The 18,720-nt window shown below is 62.1% G+C and carries 18 protein-coding genes; 9 read left to right on the top strand and 9 right to left on the bottom strand.

Going from position 1 to position 18,720, the window contains the following annotated elements; genetic code table 11:
* Window positions 1-131: 131 nt before the first annotated feature.
* The 4 genes from AC1DYQ_RS19130 to AC1DYQ_RS19115 form a co-directional block, all read right to left on the bottom strand.
* Window positions 132-494, bottom strand: a complete 363-nt coding sequence (locus AC1DYQ_RS19130; RefSeq protein ID WP_457279322.1) for a DUF1428 domain-containing protein — start codon at window positions 492-494, stop codon at window positions 132-134.
* Window positions 495-830: 336 nt separating this feature from the next.
* Entirely contained in the window at window positions 831-1,946 is a 1,116-nt protein-coding gene (locus AC1DYQ_RS19125) for an ABC transporter ATP-binding protein (RefSeq protein WP_477688111.1), read from the bottom strand.
* Entirely contained in the window at window positions 1,943-3,541 is a 1,599-nt protein-coding gene (locus tag AC1DYQ_RS19120) for an ABC transporter permease (protein ID WP_477688110.1), read from the bottom strand. The genes AC1DYQ_RS19125 and AC1DYQ_RS19120 overlap by 4 nt, the downstream gene beginning before the upstream one ends.
* 52 nt (window positions 3,542-3,593) lie before the next feature.
* Window positions 3,594-4,619 carry an iron ABC transporter substrate-binding protein gene (locus AC1DYQ_RS19115; protein WP_477688109.1) on the bottom strand — a complete coding sequence of 342 codons (1,026 nt, stop codon included), beginning with the start codon at window positions 4,617-4,619 and terminating at the stop codon, window positions 3,594-3,596.
* A gap of 298 nt (window positions 4,620-4,917) precedes the next feature.
* Between AC1DYQ_RS19115 and AC1DYQ_RS19110 the strand changes: the two genes are divergently transcribed.
* Both AC1DYQ_RS19110 and AC1DYQ_RS19105 read left to right on the top strand, forming a co-directional pair.
* The gene (locus AC1DYQ_RS19110) at window positions 4,918-5,421 is read left to right on the top strand and encodes a pyridoxamine 5'-phosphate oxidase family protein (RefSeq protein WP_477688108.1); all 504 of its coding nucleotides are present in this window, start codon (window positions 4,918-4,920) and stop codon (window positions 5,419-5,421) included.
* 38 nt (window positions 5,422-5,459) lie between these two features.
* Window positions 5,460-5,843 (top strand): hypothetical protein, encoded by a 384-nt coding sequence (locus AC1DYQ_RS19105; RefSeq protein ID WP_477688107.1) that lies wholly within the window; start codon window positions 5,460-5,462, stop codon window positions 5,841-5,843.
* Between the two features lie 69 nt (window positions 5,844-5,912).
* On the opposite strand, the gene AC1DYQ_RS19100 is transcribed toward AC1DYQ_RS19105, so the two are convergent.
* The 5 genes from AC1DYQ_RS19100 to AC1DYQ_RS19080 all read right to left on the bottom strand — a co-directional run bounded on the left by AC1DYQ_RS19100 (window position 5,913) and on the right by AC1DYQ_RS19080 (window position 11,952).
* Window positions 5,913-6,419 carry a BON domain-containing protein gene (locus tag AC1DYQ_RS19100; protein WP_477688106.1) on the bottom strand — a complete coding sequence of 169 codons (507 nt, stop codon included), beginning with the start codon at window positions 6,417-6,419 and terminating at the stop codon, window positions 5,913-5,915.
* Window positions 6,420-6,474: 55 nt separating this feature from the next.
* Window positions 6,475-9,090 carry a bifunctional aconitate hydratase 2/2-methylisocitrate dehydratase gene (locus AC1DYQ_RS19095; protein WP_477688105.1) on the bottom strand — a complete coding sequence of 872 codons (2,616 nt, stop codon included), beginning with the start codon at window positions 9,088-9,090 and terminating at the stop codon, window positions 6,475-6,477.
* 84 nt (window positions 9,091-9,174) lie between these two features.
* The gene (locus AC1DYQ_RS19090) at window positions 9,175-9,798 is read right to left on the bottom strand and encodes a hypothetical protein (RefSeq protein WP_477688104.1); all 624 of its coding nucleotides are present in this window, start codon (window positions 9,796-9,798) and stop codon (window positions 9,175-9,177) included.
* Window positions 9,799-9,836: 38 nt separating this feature from the next.
* Entirely contained in the window at window positions 9,837-10,826 is a 990-nt protein-coding gene (locus AC1DYQ_RS19085; RefSeq protein ID WP_477688103.1) for an HpcH/HpaI aldolase/citrate lyase family protein, read from the bottom strand.
* 139 nt (window positions 10,827-10,965) lie between these two features.
* Window positions 10,966-11,952, bottom strand: coding sequence for a malate dehydrogenase (locus AC1DYQ_RS19080; protein WP_457279332.1), 987 nt, complete (start codon window positions 11,950-11,952; stop codon window positions 10,966-10,968).
* A 243-nt stretch (window positions 11,953-12,195) separates the two neighbouring features.
* On the opposite strand from AC1DYQ_RS19080, the gene AC1DYQ_RS19075 reads away from it, so the two are divergent.
* The 7 genes from AC1DYQ_RS19075 to gltA all read left to right on the top strand — a co-directional run bounded on the left by AC1DYQ_RS19075 (window position 12,196) and on the right by gltA (window position 18,557).
* Entirely contained in the window at window positions 12,196-12,966 is a 771-nt protein-coding gene (locus AC1DYQ_RS19075; RefSeq protein WP_477688102.1) for a GntR family transcriptional regulator, read from the top strand.
* A 383-nt stretch (window positions 12,967-13,349) separates the two neighbouring features.
* A complete protein-coding gene (gene sdhC / locus AC1DYQ_RS19070) occupies window positions 13,350-13,796 on the top strand; it encodes a succinate dehydrogenase, cytochrome b556 subunit (RefSeq protein WP_477688101.1) in 447 nt (148 codons plus the stop codon).
* Window positions 13,797-13,814: 18 nt separating this feature from the next.
* On the top strand, window positions 13,815-14,180 hold the full coding sequence (sdhD, locus tag AC1DYQ_RS19065; protein ID WP_477688100.1) for a succinate dehydrogenase, hydrophobic membrane anchor protein: 366 nt from the start codon (window positions 13,815-13,817) through the stop codon (window positions 14,178-14,180).
* Between the two features lie 52 nt (window positions 14,181-14,232).
* Window positions 14,233-16,026 carry a succinate dehydrogenase flavoprotein subunit gene (sdhA, locus tag AC1DYQ_RS19060; RefSeq protein ID WP_477671354.1) on the top strand — a complete coding sequence of 598 codons (1,794 nt, stop codon included), beginning with the start codon at window positions 14,233-14,235 and terminating at the stop codon, window positions 16,024-16,026.
* Between the two features lie 55 nt (window positions 16,027-16,081).
* The gene (locus AC1DYQ_RS19055; protein WP_122955671.1) at window positions 16,082-16,786 is read left to right on the top strand and encodes a succinate dehydrogenase iron-sulfur subunit; all 705 of its coding nucleotides are present in this window, start codon (window positions 16,082-16,084) and stop codon (window positions 16,784-16,786) included.
* A gap of 103 nt (window positions 16,787-16,889) precedes the next feature.
* On the top strand, window positions 16,890-17,219 hold the full coding sequence (locus tag AC1DYQ_RS19050; protein WP_477688099.1) for an FAD assembly factor SdhE: 330 nt from the start codon (window positions 16,890-16,892) through the stop codon (window positions 17,217-17,219).
* A gap of 27 nt (window positions 17,220-17,246) precedes the next feature.
* Complete coding sequence (gene gltA, locus AC1DYQ_RS19045; protein ID WP_477657143.1) at window positions 17,247-18,557, top strand: citrate synthase; 1,311 nt, start codon at window positions 17,247-17,249, stop codon at window positions 18,555-18,557.
* The last annotated feature ends 163 nt before the right edge of the window (window positions 18,558-18,720 follow it).

Genomic DNA, 18,720 nt, shown 5'->3' with positions numbered 1-18,720 from the left:
ACTTCCGGTCTGGGATTCGTCGCGCGCCTTGATTGGCGCCGTTTTCACCCCATTCGCATTTGCAAACACAGGGCTCACAGGCCCTGGCCCGGCAAGGCGGCGCAACAACGCCAGGAGGGTTTTGTGGACGGCTAAAGCTCGACGATGGTCTTGAAGCCGCCAAAAATCATCCGCTTGCCATCGAATGGCAGATTCTTCGGATCCATCATGGCCTCCAGGCGTGGGTCGGACATGACTTTTTTGTTGACGCTGTCGCGCTGCTTGCGTGACTTGTAGGTGATCCACGAGAACACCACCACCTCGCCGGCCTTGAGCTTGACGCTTTGCGGAAAGGACGTGACCTTGCCCGGTTTCACGTCGTCGGCGATGCACTCGGTGTATTCGATCGCGCCGTACTCCTTCCAGATCTTGCCGGCCTTGCGGGACAGCTTGCGGTAGTCCTCCACTTTCTTGGCGGGGACGGCAACAATGAATCCATCTACGTAACGGGCCATGGGAAATCTCCTTGGGTAAGCGGGTTGTCACCTGAAACGCTGCAACAACCGATCAAGCTGCCGGCGTGCAAGTGCACAACCATTAATTTGTGTACACCGTACACAATATACCCAAAGACCTGTGTAAGACGCCTTAAAGATTCGTAACAAGGCATGTACTGGTCGAGCCATGCCCCTTTGCGCGGGGCGTGCCGGGTAAACGTCCGCCTCCAGCTGGGTTCATCGCACCCGTAGAAGTAGGAAAAATGCTATTAATTTAATAGCTGCTTGCGCCCGTTCTTATTGGGCTACGGCCACTATTTGCTTAAATTCCCGGGAACCGGCACGCAGGCCGGTCTATCCGAACACATGGGCCTGGCCAGCCACCGTGATGCGGACCATGGCGCCCGGCGCCGGGACATGCAGGCCGGAGCTGCGCACCAGCAGCGGCGCGTCCCACGCAGCAAGCTCCGTCGCCGCGGGTGTTTCTTCTGCCGTGACCATGCCAGCGCCGCGCACCAGGCGCACCGACAGCACGCAGACCGGACCGCCAAAATCGCTGTCGATGACCGCGCCGTAGCACGCGGCGGCATCCGCACTGTGCGCGGCCGCCTGCGCCGGGACTTCAGCCACCTGCAGTTGCTCTGGCCGCAGCATGATCTGCGCCGCACCACTGCGCTGGCCGTCGTTGACCGCGATTCGCCCCAGCGCGCAGTCGGCCCAGCCGCCCGCCAGCTGCGCGGGCAGCACGATGGCTTCGCCCAGGAAGCCGGCCACCGCGGCATCACGGGGCCGCAGATAAAGATCCACCGGGCGGCCGGCCTGCACCAGCTGTCCTTCACGCATCACGGCCACCTGGTCGGCAAATGACAGGGCTTCCGCCTGGTCGTGCGTGACCAGGATGGTGGTGATGCCGGCACCGCTGAGCAATTGCGCGACGGCCTTGCGGGTGCTGGCGCGCAGGCCCGTGTCCAGGGCGGAAAAAGGCTCGTCGAGCAACATCAGCTGCGGGCGCTGGGCCAGCGCGCGGGCCAGCGCCACGCGCTGCTGCTGGCCGCCAGACAACTCATGCGGGCGACGGCTGAGCATGGCGATGTCGAGCGCGACCATGTCCATCAGTTCGGCAATGCGTTCAGCGCGCCGGGGCGTATTGCGCGGCAGGCCAAAGCCGACATTGCCCTCAATCGTCAGGTGCGGAAACAGCGCGCCGTCCTGCGGTACAAAACCGATGCCGCGCTGGTGTGCGGGCACGGCTTCTGGCCCGTCGGCCAGTTGCCGGCCGCCCAGCACGACGCGGCCGGCGTCGGGCACTTCGAAGCCGGCAATGATGCGCAGCAAGGTGGTTTTACCGGAACCCGACGGACCCACGATGGCGGTGCGGCTGCCGGCCGGCACGTGCAAGTGAACGCCGCACAGTGCTTCCACGGGACCATAGTGTTTGCGCAGGCCGTTCAGTTCAAGAGAAGTTGTCATCGTCCCGCCGTGCGTTTGGATTGGGTATAGAGCAGCCAGGTCATGGGCAGCGACAGCAGCACCATGATGAGCGCATAGGGCGCGGCGGCGGCGTAGTCGATCTCGCTGCTGTAGGCCCAAAAGGAAGTTGCCAGGGTACGCGTGCCGTTGGGCGCGAGCATCAGCGTGGCGGTGAGCTCATTGGTAATGCCCAGGCCCACCAGCGCCGCGCCAGCCGCTGCGCTGGGCGCAGCCAGCCGCAGGGTGATGGCCCACAGCGCCTGCGCGGGCGTACGGCCCAGGCTGCGCGCGGCCTGCTCCAGCTCCACCGGCGCCTGCGCAATGCCTGCGCGCAGGCTGATGAGGGCGCGCGGCAAAAACATCAGCAGATAGGCCAGCAGCACCGTGATGGCCGTCTGGTAAATCGGCAGGCGCACCGTGACGGTGACAAGCGCCAGCGCCACCACCACGCCGGGCAGCGAGCCGACCATATAGTTGCAGGCCTCCAGCACACGCTGCAGCCGGCCCGGTGAGCGTATCGACAGCCAGGCCATGGGCACGGCAGCCAGTGTGGTCAGCAACGCACCGGCCAGCGCCAGCCCCAGGGTCTGGAAAATCGCCGGGCCGATTTCATCCACGCGCCATACGGCAGCCCCGCCGGCCACCAGCCAGCGGCCCAGGGTAACCAGTGGCACGCCCAGCGCCAGAGCGGTGACCAGCGCGGGCAGCAGCAGGCACAAGCCAGCAAAGCGGCCCAGCTTGCGTTTGAAAGGCATGCGCGCCGCGCCGGAACCTACGCGCGCATAACGTTCCTTGCCGCGCGCGACCGACTCCAGGCCCAGCAACGCGAAGCAGCACACCACCAGCACGCCGGAAAGCATGTTGGCCGCAGGCCCGTTGTAGGTCGACTGGAACTGGTCGACGATGGCCGTGGTGAAGGTGTCGAAGCGGATCATCACGTAAAGACCGTACTCGGCCAGCAAGTGGAGTCCCACCAGCAGCGAGCCGCCGCATACCGCCAGCCGCAGCTGCGGCAGCACCACGCGGAAAAACACCGCCAAAGGGCTCAAGCCCAGCGAGGCGGCGCTGTCTTCCATACCCGGATCCAGCCGCCGCAAGGCTGCGGCCACAGGCAAATACAAAAATGGAAAGTAAGCGATCACCGAAACCATCACGCCGGCGGGCAAGCCGTGCAGGCCGGGGGCGACCGTCATCCAGGCATAGCTGTGCACAAAAGCCGGCACGGCCAGCGGCGCGACGGCCAGCCAGGCCCAGGTGCGTGCACCGGGCAGGTCGCTACGCTCAGTGAGCCAGGCCAGGGCCACGGCCAGCACGGCGCATAACGGCACTGTCAGCGCCACCAGCAACGCAGTGTTGACGAGCAGTTCACCCACACGGGGCCGGAAGATCAACGCAAAGGCCGTGTCCCAACCCGCCTGGATGCCGACCCAGATGACAAAACCCAACGGCAACAAAGCCAGCAACGAGACCAGCAGGGCCGCGCTACCCACCCACGACAGGCGCCAGCCGCCGCGCCCGGCCGCAGGCAAAGGCCGCAGAGCCACACTCGCCGGCTTCAGGGAGTCGGCGCCGACATCAAAGGGCAAGGCACTCAAGGCAGGTGTCAGATCCGCGGACCTGAAATGGTTGGAAGCGATTGGAGGTGGTTTACAGCAGGCCGGCCTGGGTCATCAGGTCGGTGACTTTTTTGCTGTTGAGTTTGGAAGGCTCCACCTTGGGCGCCTGCAGCTCAGCCAAAGGTACCAGTTTGGGGTTGGAGGCCGCGCCCGTGCCCACGGCGTACTCATACGCGTCGCCGGTTTTCAGGATGTCCTGTCCGCCTTTGCCGGCGATCCACTTCACGAAGGCCTGGGCTTCGGGCTGGTGCTTGCTCGAGGCCAGCACGCCGCCACCGGAAATGCTCACAAAAGCGCCAGGGTCCTGGTTGCGGAAGTAATGCAGCTGGGCGTTGTTGCTGTTCTCGCCGGTCTTGGCCTGGTCGCCGTAGTAGTAATAGTGGTAAATCACGCCGCCTTCGATCTGGCCGGCATTGACGGCCTTGAGCACCGTGCCGTTGCCTTTGTAAGGCGTGGCGTTTTCCTTCATGGCCTTGAGCCAGGCGGCGGTGGCGGCCTCACCTTTGAGCTCGAGCAATGCGCTCACGATGGCCTGGAAGTCGGCGCCGGAAGGCGATGCGGCCCAGCGGCCCTTCCAGGCGGGCGTGGCCAGGTCCAGCATGGACTTGGGCAACTGCGCCGGCGTGAGCTTGGCCTTGTTGTAGACAAACACCGTGCTGCGCGCGGCGATGCCCGTCCAGCGGCCGTGCGCGGGGCGGAAGTTGGCAGGCACTTCAGACAGCGTGGCCGCGTCCAGCGGAGCGAACAGCCCTGCCGTGTCGACCAGCGCCATGGCGGGCGAATTCTCGGTCAGGAACACGTCTGCGGGCGAGGCTTTGCCTTCCTGCACGATCTGGTTGCCCAGCTCGGTGTCGCTGCCGTTGCGCAGGGTGACCTTGATGCCGGTTTCCTTGCTGAAGGCTTCAGCCCAGGCCTTGGTCAGGCTGACATGCTGGGCGTTGTAGACCACGATGCCTTCGGCGGTGGGCGTGACGGTTTGGGCGGTGGAGGCCAGAGGCGCGGCCAGCAGGCCGACGGCCAGCACGGCGCCGGCAAAAGAGGGGAACGACAGTTTCATGAAACACCTTTTAGAGATGAAAGCGGCCCGGTTCGCCCGAACTGGGCCGGGCGCGAAGGCCTTGAAGCCCTTGGGCGTCTGTAAGCAAGCCGTAATACAAATACGAATTACTTGCATCTATCTATATGGTAACCGCTCGCGCCATTAGTTCCCCTGTAGAGCGATGGTTTACACAGGCTGCGGCTGGAAGTCGGGGGCTGTCGGCACTTGCTGACAGCTGCCCGCGCCGCCCGCTGATGAGCGGCCCGCGGCATGATGCCTAGCATCGACGCATTGGTCACCACCCACGGGAGTTTTCATGAGCACAACAAAATCAGACCACGACACCCTTTGGGAGCTGATCCAGGGCATCAAGTTCGGCATGCTGACCCACCGCCAGGCCAGCGGCATGTTGCACGCCCATCCCCTGACCACGCAGAACCAGTCGCTTGACGCGGAATCGCATCTGTATTTCTTCATCTCACGCAAAAGCGAGATGGCCCAGCGGCTGCAGCAGGACGGCAATGTCAACGTGTCCTACGCCGACCCGGGCGCCGACAGCTACGTATCGGTGTCGGGCCAGGCGGCGATCGCGGAAGACCAGGCCAAAAAAGAAGAACTCTGGTCACCGCTTGCCCGCGCCTGGTTTCCTGCGGGCGTCAACGACCCGGACCTGGCGCTGCTGGAAGTGCGCATTCATCACGCCGAATACTGGGACGTGAAGGAAAGCAAGATGGTGCAGCTGGCCAAAATGGCCAGGGCGGCCATCCTGGGCGAGTTGCCGCGCAAGCTGGGTGAGCACAAAGAGCTGCATATTTCCTGAGAATTCGCCCGAAAACCTGTCCCCAACCGGCCCTATCCATGCCCTTTATCTCTTTCAACAAAGCCACTGAGCCCAGCGCCCCCGACGATTTGCGCATCAATACCGCGGCAGTCTTGTACATAGAAGCCTCACGTCCCGACCTGATGGGCCAGACCACCATCCACATGCTGGGCCAGGGCACCACCGTCAATGCTGTCACCGAGTCGATAGGCACCGTGGTTTCCACCATAGGCGGGTTGGTGGCGGTCAAGCGCCACTACCTGGCACCCCCGCCCGACGACGGCGCGAGCACGGTCTATGTGCTGCCCGCCAATGTCAGCCACATACGCCCCAACCTGCCGCTGTCACCGGAGTTCTGGTACCTGAAGTTTGTCGACGGCTCGGAATTGCGGGTGGTAGACCCGCTGCCGTCGGGGCTATAGCCTCCCCCAATGAAAAATCCCCGCAGGAAACTGCGGGGATTTTTTGCATACGCAAGGGGCAAGCCCACTTCACTTCTTTTCAGTCTGCGCCGGCACATAGCGCACGGGCTCATCACCCACGCGCAGGTAATTCACCACGCCCATCACGTCATCGACCAGCCAGACGGCTTTTTCAAGCGCCTCTGATTGCTCGCGCGTCTTGACGCAACCCTTGAGAAAGACCAAACGCCGCTCGCCCTGCACCCACACACTGGTGTCGTCGAACCGGCCGTCAAGCTTGATGTATTGCGATACGCGCGGAATGATTTCCTGGTCGTACCAATACGAGTTGGCCAGGCGGCAACGCCCCACCCGATAGCAACTGCCGCCGTGCTGCGCCCGCACATGGGCCACGTCGCGCACTTCCTGCTCGGTATAGAGCGGCCCCTCCGGCACAGGGCATGGGTTGATTGCCGAAGTGACCTGCAGGAAGGGGTCATTGAAGGCGTTCTTGCGCGCTTCCTGAGCTTGAGCGGCTGAACCGGTGGCAAAAAAAAGAACAAAAAAAAGGAAGGAAAGAAGTGACGGTTTCTTCATCACTTCATCCTTCCATTTCAGCTTGCGGCTGTCAAGCCGCCGGCAGGGTGTCCACTTAAGCGGCCACGCCGTCCTTCACAGTGTCAGCCATGTCGGTGTAGTCCTTGACCTGGTCGAAGTTGAGGTACTGGTAGATCTTGTCGCTGGCGGCGGTCAGCACACCCATGTCGGCCATGTATTCGGCCTTGGTGGGGATGCGGCCCAGCTTGGAGCAGATCGCGGCCAGCTCGGCGGAACCGAGATAGACGTTGGAGTTTTTCCCGAGTCGGTTCGGGAAGTTGCGGGTGGAGGTGGAAAACACCGTCGCGCCCTCTTTCACCTGCGCCTGGTTGCCCATGCACAGGCTGCAACCCGGCATTTCCATGCGGGCACCGGCCGAGCCGAGCACGCCGTAGTGACCTTCTTCGGTCAGCTGCTTGGCATCCATCTTGGTCGGCGGCGCCATCCACAGTTTGACGGGGATGTCGCGCTTGTTTTCGAGCAGCTTGGAGGCCGCGCGGAAATGGCCGATATTGGTCATGCAGCTGCCGATAAAGACTTCGTCGATCTTGCTGCCGGCCACTTCGCTCAGCGTCTTCACGTCGTCAGGGTCGTTCGGGCAGGCCACGATAGGCTCATGAATGTCGGCCAGATCGATCTCGATGACGGCGGCGTATTCGGCGTCCGCATCGCCCTTGAGCAACTGCGGGTCGGCCAGCCAGGCTTCCATGGCGGCGATGCGGCGCTTGATGGTGCGCACATCCGAGTAACCCGTCGCGATCATCCATTTCAGCATGGTGATGTTGCTGTTGATGTATTCGATGATGGGTTCCTTGTTCAGGTGCACCGTGCAGCCGCCGGCAGAGCGCTCTGCGGAAGCGTCGGAGAGCTCAAACGCCTGTTCGACCTTCAGGTCGGGCAAGCCTTCGATTTCCAGGATGCGGCCGGAGAAGATGTTCTTCTTGCCTTGCTTGGCGACCGTCAACAGACCGGCCTTGATGGCGTACAGCGGGATCGCATTCACCAGGTCACGCAGTGTGATGCCGGGTTGCATTTCACCCTTGAAGCGCACCAGCACGGATTCAGGCATGTCCAGCGGCATGACGCCGGTGGCTGCGCCGAAAGCCACCAGGCCGGAACCCGCGGGGAAGCTGATGCCGATGGGAAAACGCGTGTGGCTGTCGCCGCCGGTGCCAACGGTGTCGGGCAGCAGCATGCGGTTGAGCCAGCTATGGATGATGCCGTCGCCCGGACGCAGTGGAATGCCGCCGCGGTCGCTCATGAACTCGGGCAGCTCGTGGTGCATCTTCACATCGACCGGCTTGGGATAAGCCGCCGTGTGGCAGAAAGACTGCATCACCAGGTCGGCGCTGAAACCCAGGCAGGCCAGGTCTTTCAGTTCGTCGCGCGTCATCGGGCCGGTGGTGTCCTGCGAGCCGACAGAAGTCATCTTGGGCTCGCAGTAAGTGCCGGGGCGTACGCCCTGGCCTTCGGGCAGGCCGACCGCACGGCCAACCATTTTTTGTGCCAGCGTAAAGCCGCGGCCGTTGTCGGCCGGATTCTGCGGCAGGCGGAACTGGGTAGACACGGGAAGGCCCAGCGCAAAACGTGCCTTGGCCGTGAGGCCGCGGCCGACGATCAGCGGAATGCGGCCACCGGCGCGCACTTCGTCAAACAGCACGTCGCTCTTGAGTTTGAACTCGGCGATGACCTTGCCGTCTTTCAGCGCCTTGCCGTCGTAGGGGCGCAGTTCGATCACATCGCCCATGGCCATCTGGCTCACATCGAGTTCGATCGGCAGCGCGCCCGAGTCTTCCATGGTGTTGTAGAAAATCGGGGCGATTTTCGAGCCCAGGCAGACGCCGCCGAAACGCTTGTTCGGCACATAGGGGATGTCTTCACCGGTGAACCACAACACCGAGTTGGTCGCGGACTTGCGCGAGGAGCCGGTACCGACCACGTCGCCCACATAGGCCACAAGGTTGCCCCTGGCTTTCAGCTCTTCAATGAACTTGACCGGGCCGCGCTTGCCGTCTTCTTCGGGCGTCACGCCGGGGCGGGCATTCTTGTGCATGGCCAGCGCGTGCAGCGGAATGTCGGGGCGGCTCCAGGCATCGGGCGCGGGTGACAGGTCGTCAGTGTTGATTTCACCGGCCACCTTGAAGATGGTGAGCTTGATCGACTCGGGCACTTCCGGGCGGCTGGTAAACCACTCGGCATCGGCCCAGCTTTGCAGCACGGCCTTGGCGTATTTGTTGCCCTTGCCGGCCTTTTCCTGCACGTCGTGGAACTGGTCGAACATCAGCAGCGTGTGCTTCAGGCCGTTGGCCGCTTGCGTGGCCACGCTGTCTTCTGCGTCGTCGAGCAGCTCGACCATCGGGCTGATGTTGTAGCCGCCCAGCATGGTGCCAAGCAGTTGCACGGCTTTTTCGCGCGAGATCAGCGAGCACTTTTCGGTGCCGTGCGCCACGGCAGCGAGATAGCTGGCCTTGACCTTGGCGGCCGCATCAACCCCGGCCGGCACGCGGTGCGTGATCAGCTCCACCAGAAAGGCCTCTTCGCCCTTGGGTGGGTTCTTCAGCAGCTCAATGACCTCACCGGTCTGCTGGGCCGACAACGGCAGCGGGGGAATACCCAGCGCGGCGCGCTCGGCCACGTGGTTGCGGTAGGTTTGTATGAACTCGGGCATCATGGTTTTCTTCTCCTGTACTCAAATATTTGCACGGTCGATGCGCGTGCGGTCGCGGTCTGTGTCTGTATTGGGCTTTATGGGGCTTTACGGGGCTTTGGCCGGGGCAGTTTCTGGCTGAGCAGAACCCGTGCCAGCCTGAGCTGGCGCGGCTTTGGCAGGCAAGGCCTCCAGAATGCTGGTCGGGGGGTTCTTCTTCATGTCGTCGGCAAAAGTCACCTGCGCCGGGCTCATGCACTCGTCAGCCAGACGCTGGCCCATTTTCTGGCTCATCAGCATCGACTTGTTGCCCAACTGGAGCCACATGGCGCCTGCACGGCCGTCTTCCAGGCGGATGGCACCGGTGCGGCTTCCGACCGGGTGCATGCGAAAGCGCATCTTGCCCGTCTGCACCAGGAAGAAGCCCGGGCGTTTTTCATTCGGCGTGATGGTGACGGAGGCACCCAGTTCGCAGGGAATCGTGCCGATGTAAACCCGCTTGGCGAGCTCCAGGTCTTCAGGGGTCAAGGTGACAGACGGGTCATCGTCAATGGGCGTCCTTTCTTCGACCACCTTGGCGGCAGAGCGCCTGATCGGTGCGCGCTTGGCGGCCTGGGCGGGCTGGTCAGCTGTGGCGGCAGCCTTGGGCGCGGCAGCTTTAGGGGCTGCCGTCTGGGCCAGCAACAGGGCCGGGGCGGCCAGCATCAGGGCAGAGAGAGCGAAATGTTTCATGGGGGTCCTTTGGAACGGTCAACAGTCAATCGGGGAAATCAGTGAAGCGGGACAGAAAAATACGCCTGCGCCTCGTGCGGCAAAACACGGCCGGTCTGGTGCGCGCGCTCCAGAACCTGCCAGAAGTAGCGGTAGCTCGCGCGGTCGTGCAGCTTGCCTTCAAAACTGATGGGAGCCCAGTCTGAACGTGCGGCAGCAGCTATTATTTTTGTAGCACTTTCAATCTCGCCTTCAGTAGGCGCAAAAGCCGCCAGGATAGGCCGGATCTGGTTGGGGTGGATGCTCCACATGCGGGTGTAGCCCAGTTCACGGGCAGCATGGCGTGCGGCGGAAGTCATGGCCTCAGTGTCATTGAACTCTGTGACAACACAATGCGACGGCACTTTGCCGTGGGCATGGCAAGCCGACGCGATTTCGAGCTTGGCGCGCATCACCAGCGGATGTGTGAACTGGCCGCGGCTGCTCATGCCGTCGGCGGGAATCGCACCGCCATGCGCCGAGACAAAATCCATCAGGCCAAAACTCAACGACTGCACGCGCGGATGCGCCGCAATGTCGAAAGCGTTTCGCACCGCGAGTGGAGACTCGATCAGCACGTGCAGTGGCAGGCCGCCGGCCGATGCCGCGAGCAGAGCCTGCTCGGCCCGGACTACATCGGCAACCGACTCCACCTTGGGGACCATGATGTGTGAGAGATGGCGGGACAGCTTTCCGGCAATGACAGCCATGTCGGCATCAAAGGCGGGGTGGTCCACCGAATGGATGCGTACCGCAACGCGGGCCTTGTCGCTGGCCAGGGCCGCCAGCGCCACGACCATTGCGGCATGGTCGGCTTCGCCGCCCACGGGTGCGCCGTCTTCGCAATCCAGCGTCACGTCAAACACGCAGGCGCCGAACTCCTCGATCATTTCGGCCTGCAACTGCAGGCTTTTGCGCATGCGGGCTTCGACACCGCTGTAGTGATCGCAGACCGGAAGAAACCCGGCTTGCGCTTGGGCACCCAACAGAACGTCGCGCGGATGTTTCATTGAATAAACGCAAGTTCTCGGGCCGTAGCGAGCGGCTCGCGGGCCAGGCGCGGGTGGCAGGCAACCGGAGTGCACTTAAGGTGCATGAGGATTGCCTGACGGGCTCCGCAACAACGCCCCCGAGTCGCGCAGTAGGCCATTACAAGAGGTGTTTGACGCCGTCTTGCTCACCCTTAAGCTCGTCCAGGGTCTTGGTGATGCGTTCCTGGCTGAACGCATCGATCTCCAGGCCTTCGACCAGTTTGTATTCGCCGTTTTCGCAGGTCACGGGGAAGCCAAACATGACATCCTTCGGGATGCCGTACTGGCCATCGGACGGGATACCCATGGTGACCCACTTGCCGTTGGTGCCCAGGGCCCAGTCGCGCATGTGGTCGATGGCGGCGTTGGCTGCGGATGCAGCCGAGGAGAGGCCGCGCGCTTCAATGATGGCGGCGCCGCGCTTGCCGACGGTGGGCAGAAACACGTTGGCGTTCCATTCCTGGTCGTTGATCATCTTGGCGACGCTTTCACCCTTGATGGTGGCAAAACGGTAGTCAGCATACATCGTGGGCGAGTGGTTGCCCCAGACGGTGAGTTTTTCAATGTCGGCCACGGCCTTGCCGGTCTTGGCGGCAATCTGGCTGGCGGCGCGGTTGTGGTCCAGGCGCAGCATGGCGGTGAAGTTCTTGCGCGGCAGGTCAGGGGCGCTCTTCATGGCAATGTAGGCATTGGTGTTGGCGGGGTTGCCGACCACCAGCACCTTGACGTTGCGGCTGGCCACGGCGTTGAGCGCCTTGCCCTGCGCCGTGAAGATGGCGCCGTTGACGGCCAGCAGCTCGGCACGTTCCATGCCGGGGCCGCGTGGGCGCGAGCCGACCAGCAGCGCGTAGTCGGCGTCCTTGAAGGCGGTCATCGGGTCGCTGTGGGCTTCCATGCCGACCAGCAGCGGGAACGCGCAGTCGTCGAGTTCCATCATCACGCCCTTGAGCGCTTTTTGCGGGCCTTCAACCGGCACTTCGAGCAGTTGCAGGATGACGGGCTGGTCTTTGCCGAGCATTTCGCCGGAAGCAATACGGAACAACAACGCGTAACCGATTTGGCCTGCTGCACCGGTAACTGCAACGCGGACGGGTTTTTTGCTCATGATGGGAAGACTCCAGGAAGTTGAAAATCGGTTGAATGAGGGATGTAGCGTGAGATGTCTGGCGCGACCCTGGAATATCTGGGAGTGATTACTAACAGGTCTTATGCTTTTACCCGTCAAAATCACCGCAAAACGGCAGGCCGCGCGCTGGCTCAGCCAAAGATTTTACGCTTGAAAAGCAGCGGGCGTCAATTTGTCTTATGTCTTATATAAGATATGATACGGCCAGCCAGAATCCAACCCATGACCGCCATTCCCGCCCTACCCGCCGATGACTTTGCAGGTGCCACGCCGGCGTTCAGTCCGCTGTACCAGCAGATCAAGGCCCTGATCCTGCAAAGCCTGCAATCAGGTGAATGGAAACCGGGCGAAGCCATCCCTTCCGAGATGGACCTGGCAGCGCGCTACCGCGTCAGCCAGGGCACTGTGCGTAAAGCCATCGACGAGCTGGCCACCGACAACCTGGTGGTCCGCCGCCAGGGCAAGGGCACCTTTGTTGCGACCCACGCCGAGCAACATGTCCAGTTCCGCTTTCTCAAGCTGGTCCCCGACAGCGGCACGCCGGGCAGCGAAGGCCCGGCCCAACGCGACATCATCGACTGCCGGCGCGTACGCGCCAGCGCCGAGATTGCACGCACGCTGGCACTGCGCACCGGGGACGCCGTGCTGCAGGCCCGCCGCGTGCTGAGCTTTGCCGGCACACCGACCATTCTTGAAGACATCTGGCTTCCTGCCGCACCCTTCAAGGGCCTGACAGCCGAGCGGCTGGCCGACTACCACGGCCCCATGTATGCGTTGTTTGAGACCGAATTCAACGTGCGGATGGTTCGCGCCGAAGAAAAAATACGCGCCGAAGCAGCCACCGACGGGCGCGAGCTGCTATTAAAAGTAGAGCACGGAGCACCGCTTTTGAGCGTGGAGCGCATCGCCTACACCTACAACGATGCGCCCATGGAGCTGCGCCGCGGCTACTACCGCACCGACACACATCACTATCACAACACCCTGAACTGAACAGCGGCAGCAGGCTCAAGGGCAACAGAAAACCCTGCCAGGCAAACCTGCCGCGGCATGGTCGCGAGAGCCCGGCGGTGCAACCATAACAACATGACTGACGATGAAAACCCTTCAAGCCATGACACCGCCGAAGCGCCAGCAACGGCATATGCGCGCCGCTGAATTGCCGTCCGGATGGGGTGATTTGTAATCGTCATGTCAGTTACGACGACCTTCGCGCAGCAATTGCGAACTGTTGTGCCGGCAAACGCGCTTTTCCCGACAAAAATTTCCGGCCATCACCCGAAGCAGCCGGGATTGTTGCTGCATTGCAATAGAATTTCGGGTTGAGCCGCTTTGGCAGTTACAAAGCCGTTACTCAAAAACACAGAAAGCCAAGTATGTCCGAATCAGCGACAACCGTAGCGAAGAAGCGGCCCGAGTTCCGCAACATCAACGCCCTGACCGATCTCCCCTCCTATCGCCTCCCCCTCGCAGGCATTGTCTCCATCCTTCACCGTATCAGCGGGTTCATCATGTTTTTGCTGATGCCCTTCATCATCTGGATGTTCGACACCTCGATCTCTTCGGAAATCTCCTTCGAGAAATTCAAGGCAGCCTTCAACGTCGGCATGCTGGGCCTTCCCGGCATCATCTGGAAGCTGGTGGCACTGGCCCTCATCTGGGCTTACCTGCACCATTTCATCGCCGGCCTGCGCCACTTGTGGATGGACGTGAGTCATGCCGCCGTCAGCAAGGAGTTCGGCAAGTCGTCCGCCCTCTTCACGCTAGCCGTGAGCGTCATCCTGACGCTCGTCCTGGCCATCAAGCTGTTCGGCTTTTACTGATCTGAAGGAGCACAAAAAATGGCAGTTAACTACGGCTCCAAGCGCATCGTTGTCGGTGCCCACTATGGCTTGCGCGACTGGCTCGCGCAGCGCATCACGGCCGCCCTGATGGCCCTCTTCACCTTGCTGGTCCTGGCCCAGGTCATCTTCAGCAAAGGCCCCATCGGCTACGACAAATGGGCCGGCATCTTCTCGTCCCAGTGGATGAAGACGCTGACGTTTGTGGTCATCGTCGCACTGCTTTACCACGTGTGGGTCGGCATGCGCGACATCTGGATGGACTACGTCAAGCCGGCCTCCATCAAGCTGGTCCTGAATGTTTTCACGATTGTCTGGCTGGTGGCCTGCGCCGGCTGGGGCATCCAGGTCCTGTGGCGCCTTTAAGCCCTCGCTGACTCCACAGACCCGACAAGAAGACCGACACCCCACAAAAATCATGACAGCAACATCCAAACTCCCAAAGCGCAAATTTGACGTCGTCATCGTCGGTGCCGGCGGCTCCGGCATGCGCGCATCGCTGCAACTGGCACGCGCCGGCCTCAACGTGGCCGTGCTTTCCAAAGTGTTCCCTACCCGCTCGCACACCGTTGCAGCCCAGGGCGGCATCGGCGCATCGCTCGGCAACATGAGCGAAGACAACTGGCACTACCACTTCTATGACACCGTCAAGGGCTCCGACTGGCTCGGCGACCAGGATGCCATTGAATACATGTGCCGCGAAGCACCCAAGGTCGTGTATGACCTCGAGCACATGGGCATGCCTTTCGACCGCAACCCCGACGGCACGATTTACCAGCGCCCCTTCGGCGGCCACACCGCCAACTACGGCGAAAAGCCCGTGCAACGCGCCTGCGCGGCGGCCGACCGCACCGGCCACGCCATGCTGCACACGCTGTACCAGCAAAATGTCAAGGAAAAAACCAGCTTCTTCGTCGAGTGGATGGCGCTGGACCTGATCCGCGACTCGGCTGGTGACGTCGTGGGCGTGACCGCCCTCGAAATGGAAACCGGCGACGTCCACATTTTTGAAGCCAAGACCACGCTGCTGGCCACCGGCGGCGCAGGGCGCATTTTTGCCGCGTCAACGAACGCCTTCATCAACACTGGCGACGGCCTGGGCATGGCGGCACGTGCCGGCATCCCGCTGGAAGACATGGAGTTCTGGCAATTCCATCCCACCGGCGTGGCCGGCGCCGGCGTGCTGCTGACCGAAGGCTGCCGCGGCGAAGGCGCAATTCTGCGCAACAGCAACGGTGAGCGTTTCATGGAGCGTTATGCGCCCACGCTGAAAGACCTGGCACCGCGCGACTTCGTCTCGCGCTCCATGGACCAGGAAATCAAGGAAGGCCGCGGCTGCGGCCCCAACAAGGATTACATCCTGCTGGACATGACCCACCTGGGCGTGGACGCCATCATGAAGCGCCTGCCCTCGGTGTTCGAGATCGGCCACAACTTCGCCAACGTCGACATCACCAAGGAACCGATTCCCGTGGTGCCCACCATCCACTACCAGATGGGCGGCATCCCGACCAACATCCATGGCCAGGTTGTCACGCAGGACGCCAACAACCAGAGCCAGGTGGTCAACGGCCTGTATGCGGTGGGCGAATGCTCCTGCGTCAGCGTGCACGGCGCCAACCGCCTGGGCACCAACTCGCTGCTCGACCTGCTGGTGTTCGGCAAGGCCGCCGGCAACCACATCGTCGAGTTCGCCAAGACCACCACGCACAAACCGCTGCCGGCGGATGCCGCCGACAAAACCCTGGCCCGCATCGCGCGCCTGGACAACGCCACCGACGGCGAATACGCGCAAGATGTGGCCAACGACCTGCGCGCCGCCATGCAGCAGCACGCCGGTGTGTTCCGCACACAGGCCATCATGAACGAAGGCGTGACGAAAATCGCCGCGCTGCGTGCCCGCGTCAACAGCATCGGCCTCAAAGACAAGTCGAAGATTTTCAACACCGCGCGCATCGAAGCGCTGGAAGTGGAAAACCTGATCGAAGCAGCGCAGGCCACCATCGTGTCCGCCGCAGCCCGCCAGGAAAGCCGCGGTGCGCACTCCGTCGACGACTACGGCGACACGCCCGCACACCCGAACGGCCGCAACGACACCGACTGGCACAAACACACGCTCTGGTACAGCGAAGGCAGCCGCCTGGCTTACAAGCCGGTGCAGATGAAACCCCTGACGGTCGATTCGGTACCGCTCAAGACGCGTACTTTCTGAAGACGTTGCCCTGACTGCCCTGACGCCCTGCGACCCCACAAGAAGCGAGAACCCCATGACCAAACGCACCTTCAAGATCTACCGCTACGACCCGGACACCGATGCCAAGCCCTACATGCAGACCATCGAGGTGGAGCTCGACGGCCACGAGCGCATGCTGCTGGACGCGTTGATGAAGCTGAAGGCGCAGGATCCGACCATCAGCTTTCGCCGCTCGTGCCGCGAAGGCGTGTGTGGCTCCGATGCGATGAACATCAACGGCAAGAACGGCCTGGCGTGCCTGACCAACATGCGCACGCTGCCCGAGGTCATCATCCTCAAGCCCCTGCCCGGCCTGCCTGTGGTGCGCGACCTGATCGTCGACATGACGCAGTTCTTCAAGCAGTACAACTCGATCAAGCCCTACCTGATCAACGACAACGTGCCGCCCGAAAAAGAGCGCCTGCAAAGCCCCGAAGAGCGCGATGAGCTGAACGGCCTCTACGAGTGCATCTTGTGCGCCAGCTGCTCCACCTCCTGCCCCAGCTTCTGGTGGAACCCCGACAAGTTCGTCGGCCCGGCCGGCCTGCTGCAGGCCTACCGCTTCATCGCCGACTCCAGAGACGAAGCCACCGCCGAGCGCCTGGACAACCTGGAAGACCCGTACCGCCTGTTCCGCTGCCACACCATCATGAATTGCGTCGACGTCTGCCCCAAGGGCCTGAACCCGACGAAAGCCATCGGCAAGATCAAGGAAATGATGGTTTTGCGGACAGTCTAAATATGGCCCCCACGCTCGTCACTTCGTGTACTTCGCTGCCCCCCGAGGGGGCGCGTTTCGCCTTGGGGCGGCCCGGCGGCGAAACCTCCACGGTCTGAACGATATGGAAACCACCGACGCCCTGTTGGACGAGCGAGCCCTGAGCAAGCTCAAGTGGCGTTGCCGGCGCGGCCTGCTGGAAAACGATTTGCTGATCGAGCGCTTCTTTTTGGCACACGAAGCCACGCTAACCGTCAGGCAGGCTAAAGGGTTAAATGATTTAATGGATTTGTCCGACAACGATTTGCTGGACCTGCTGTTAAAACGAAAAGTTGCCGGCCAGCTGCCCGATGAAGCGGCCAAGGCAAGTGCCTCTACTTCTGAAGCCCATGAAGTTTTAAAGTTGCTGCAGCCCGCAGCGCCGGCCCCCGATTACGCGTCCGTCCTCCATTGACACTGATACGAAAGAAAGAAGCACGAAATGAAGCTAGCTGACAACAAAGCCACCCTGTCCTTCAGTAACGGCAGCCCCAGCATCGAGTTGCCGGTGTACCAGGGCAGCGTTGGTCCGGACGTCGTTGATATCCGCAAGCTGTATGCCCAGACCGGCATGTTCACCTATGACCCCGGTTTCCTGTCGACCGCCGCCTGCCAGTCGGCCATCACTTATATCGACGGCGACAAGGGCGAGCTGCTGTACCGCGGCTACCCCATCGAGCAGCTGGCCACCAACTGCGATTACATGGAAACCTGCAACCTGCTGCTGTACGGAGAGCTGCCCAATGTCGAGCAGAAGAAAGATTTCGTCAGCCGCGTGACCAACCACACCATGGTCAACGAGCAGATGCAGTTTTTTCTGCGCGGTTTCCGCCGTGACGCGCATCCGATGGCCATCATGACCGGCCTGGTCGGCGCCTTGTCAGCCTTCTACCATGACAGCACCGACATCACGAACCCAGAGCACCGCGACATCTCCGCCATCCGCCTGATCGCCAAGATGCCGACACTGGTCGCCATGGCTTACAAGTACACCGTGGGCCAGCCCTACATGTACCCCAAGAACAACCTGAGCTACGCCGGCAACTTCCTGCACATGATGTTCGCCACGCCGTGCGAAGAGTACAAGGTCAACCCGGTGCTCGAACGCGCGCTGGACCGCATCTTCATCCTGCACGCCGACCACGAGCAAAACGCCTCGACCTCCACGGTGCGCCTGTGCGGTTCGTCCGGCACCAACCCGTTTGCAGCGATTGCCGCCGGCGTGGCTTGCCTCTGGGGCCCGGCACACGGCGGCGCCAACGAAGCGGCACTCAACATGCTGGGCGACATCCAGAAAGCCGGCGGCATCGAGAAAATCGGTGACTTCATCAAGCAGGTCAAGGACAAGAACTCCGGCGTCAAGCTGATGGGTTTTGGTCACCGCGTCTACAAGAACTACGACCCGCGCGCCAAGCTGATGCAGGAAACCTGCAAGGAAGTGCTCAAGGAAATGGGCCTGGAAAACGATCCGCTGTTCAAGCTGGCCATGGCGCTGGAAAAAATCGCCCTGGAAGACGAATACTTCGTGTCGCGCAAGCTCTACCCCAACGTCGATTTCTACTCCGGCATCGTGCAGCGCGCCATCGGCATCCCGGTGCCGCTGTTCACGGCGATCTTCGCGTTGGCCCGCACCGTCGGCTGGATTGCCCAGCTCAACGAAATGATCGGCGACCCCGAGTACAAGATCGGCCGTCCACGCCAGTTGTTCACCGGCTCCACGACCCGTCAGGTGTTGCCGCTGGCCAAGCGCTAAGCCGCCTCGCGTTGACACAAAGCCCGCCCGTGGCAGCATCGGCGGGCTTTTTTACGCCCCAGGCTTTTTATCGCGCAACCCAAGAAGTCGCGATATACCTGTCATTTGCTATACTTTTGATAGCTGCTTGCGCCCGTCGTTATTGGGCTAGAGCCTTAAAATA

The organism is Polaromonas sp. P1_F4 (assembly GCF_056405675.1).
Note: the sequence above shows the minus strand (reverse complement) of the source record. Positions and strands in the feature narration are given on the sequence as shown.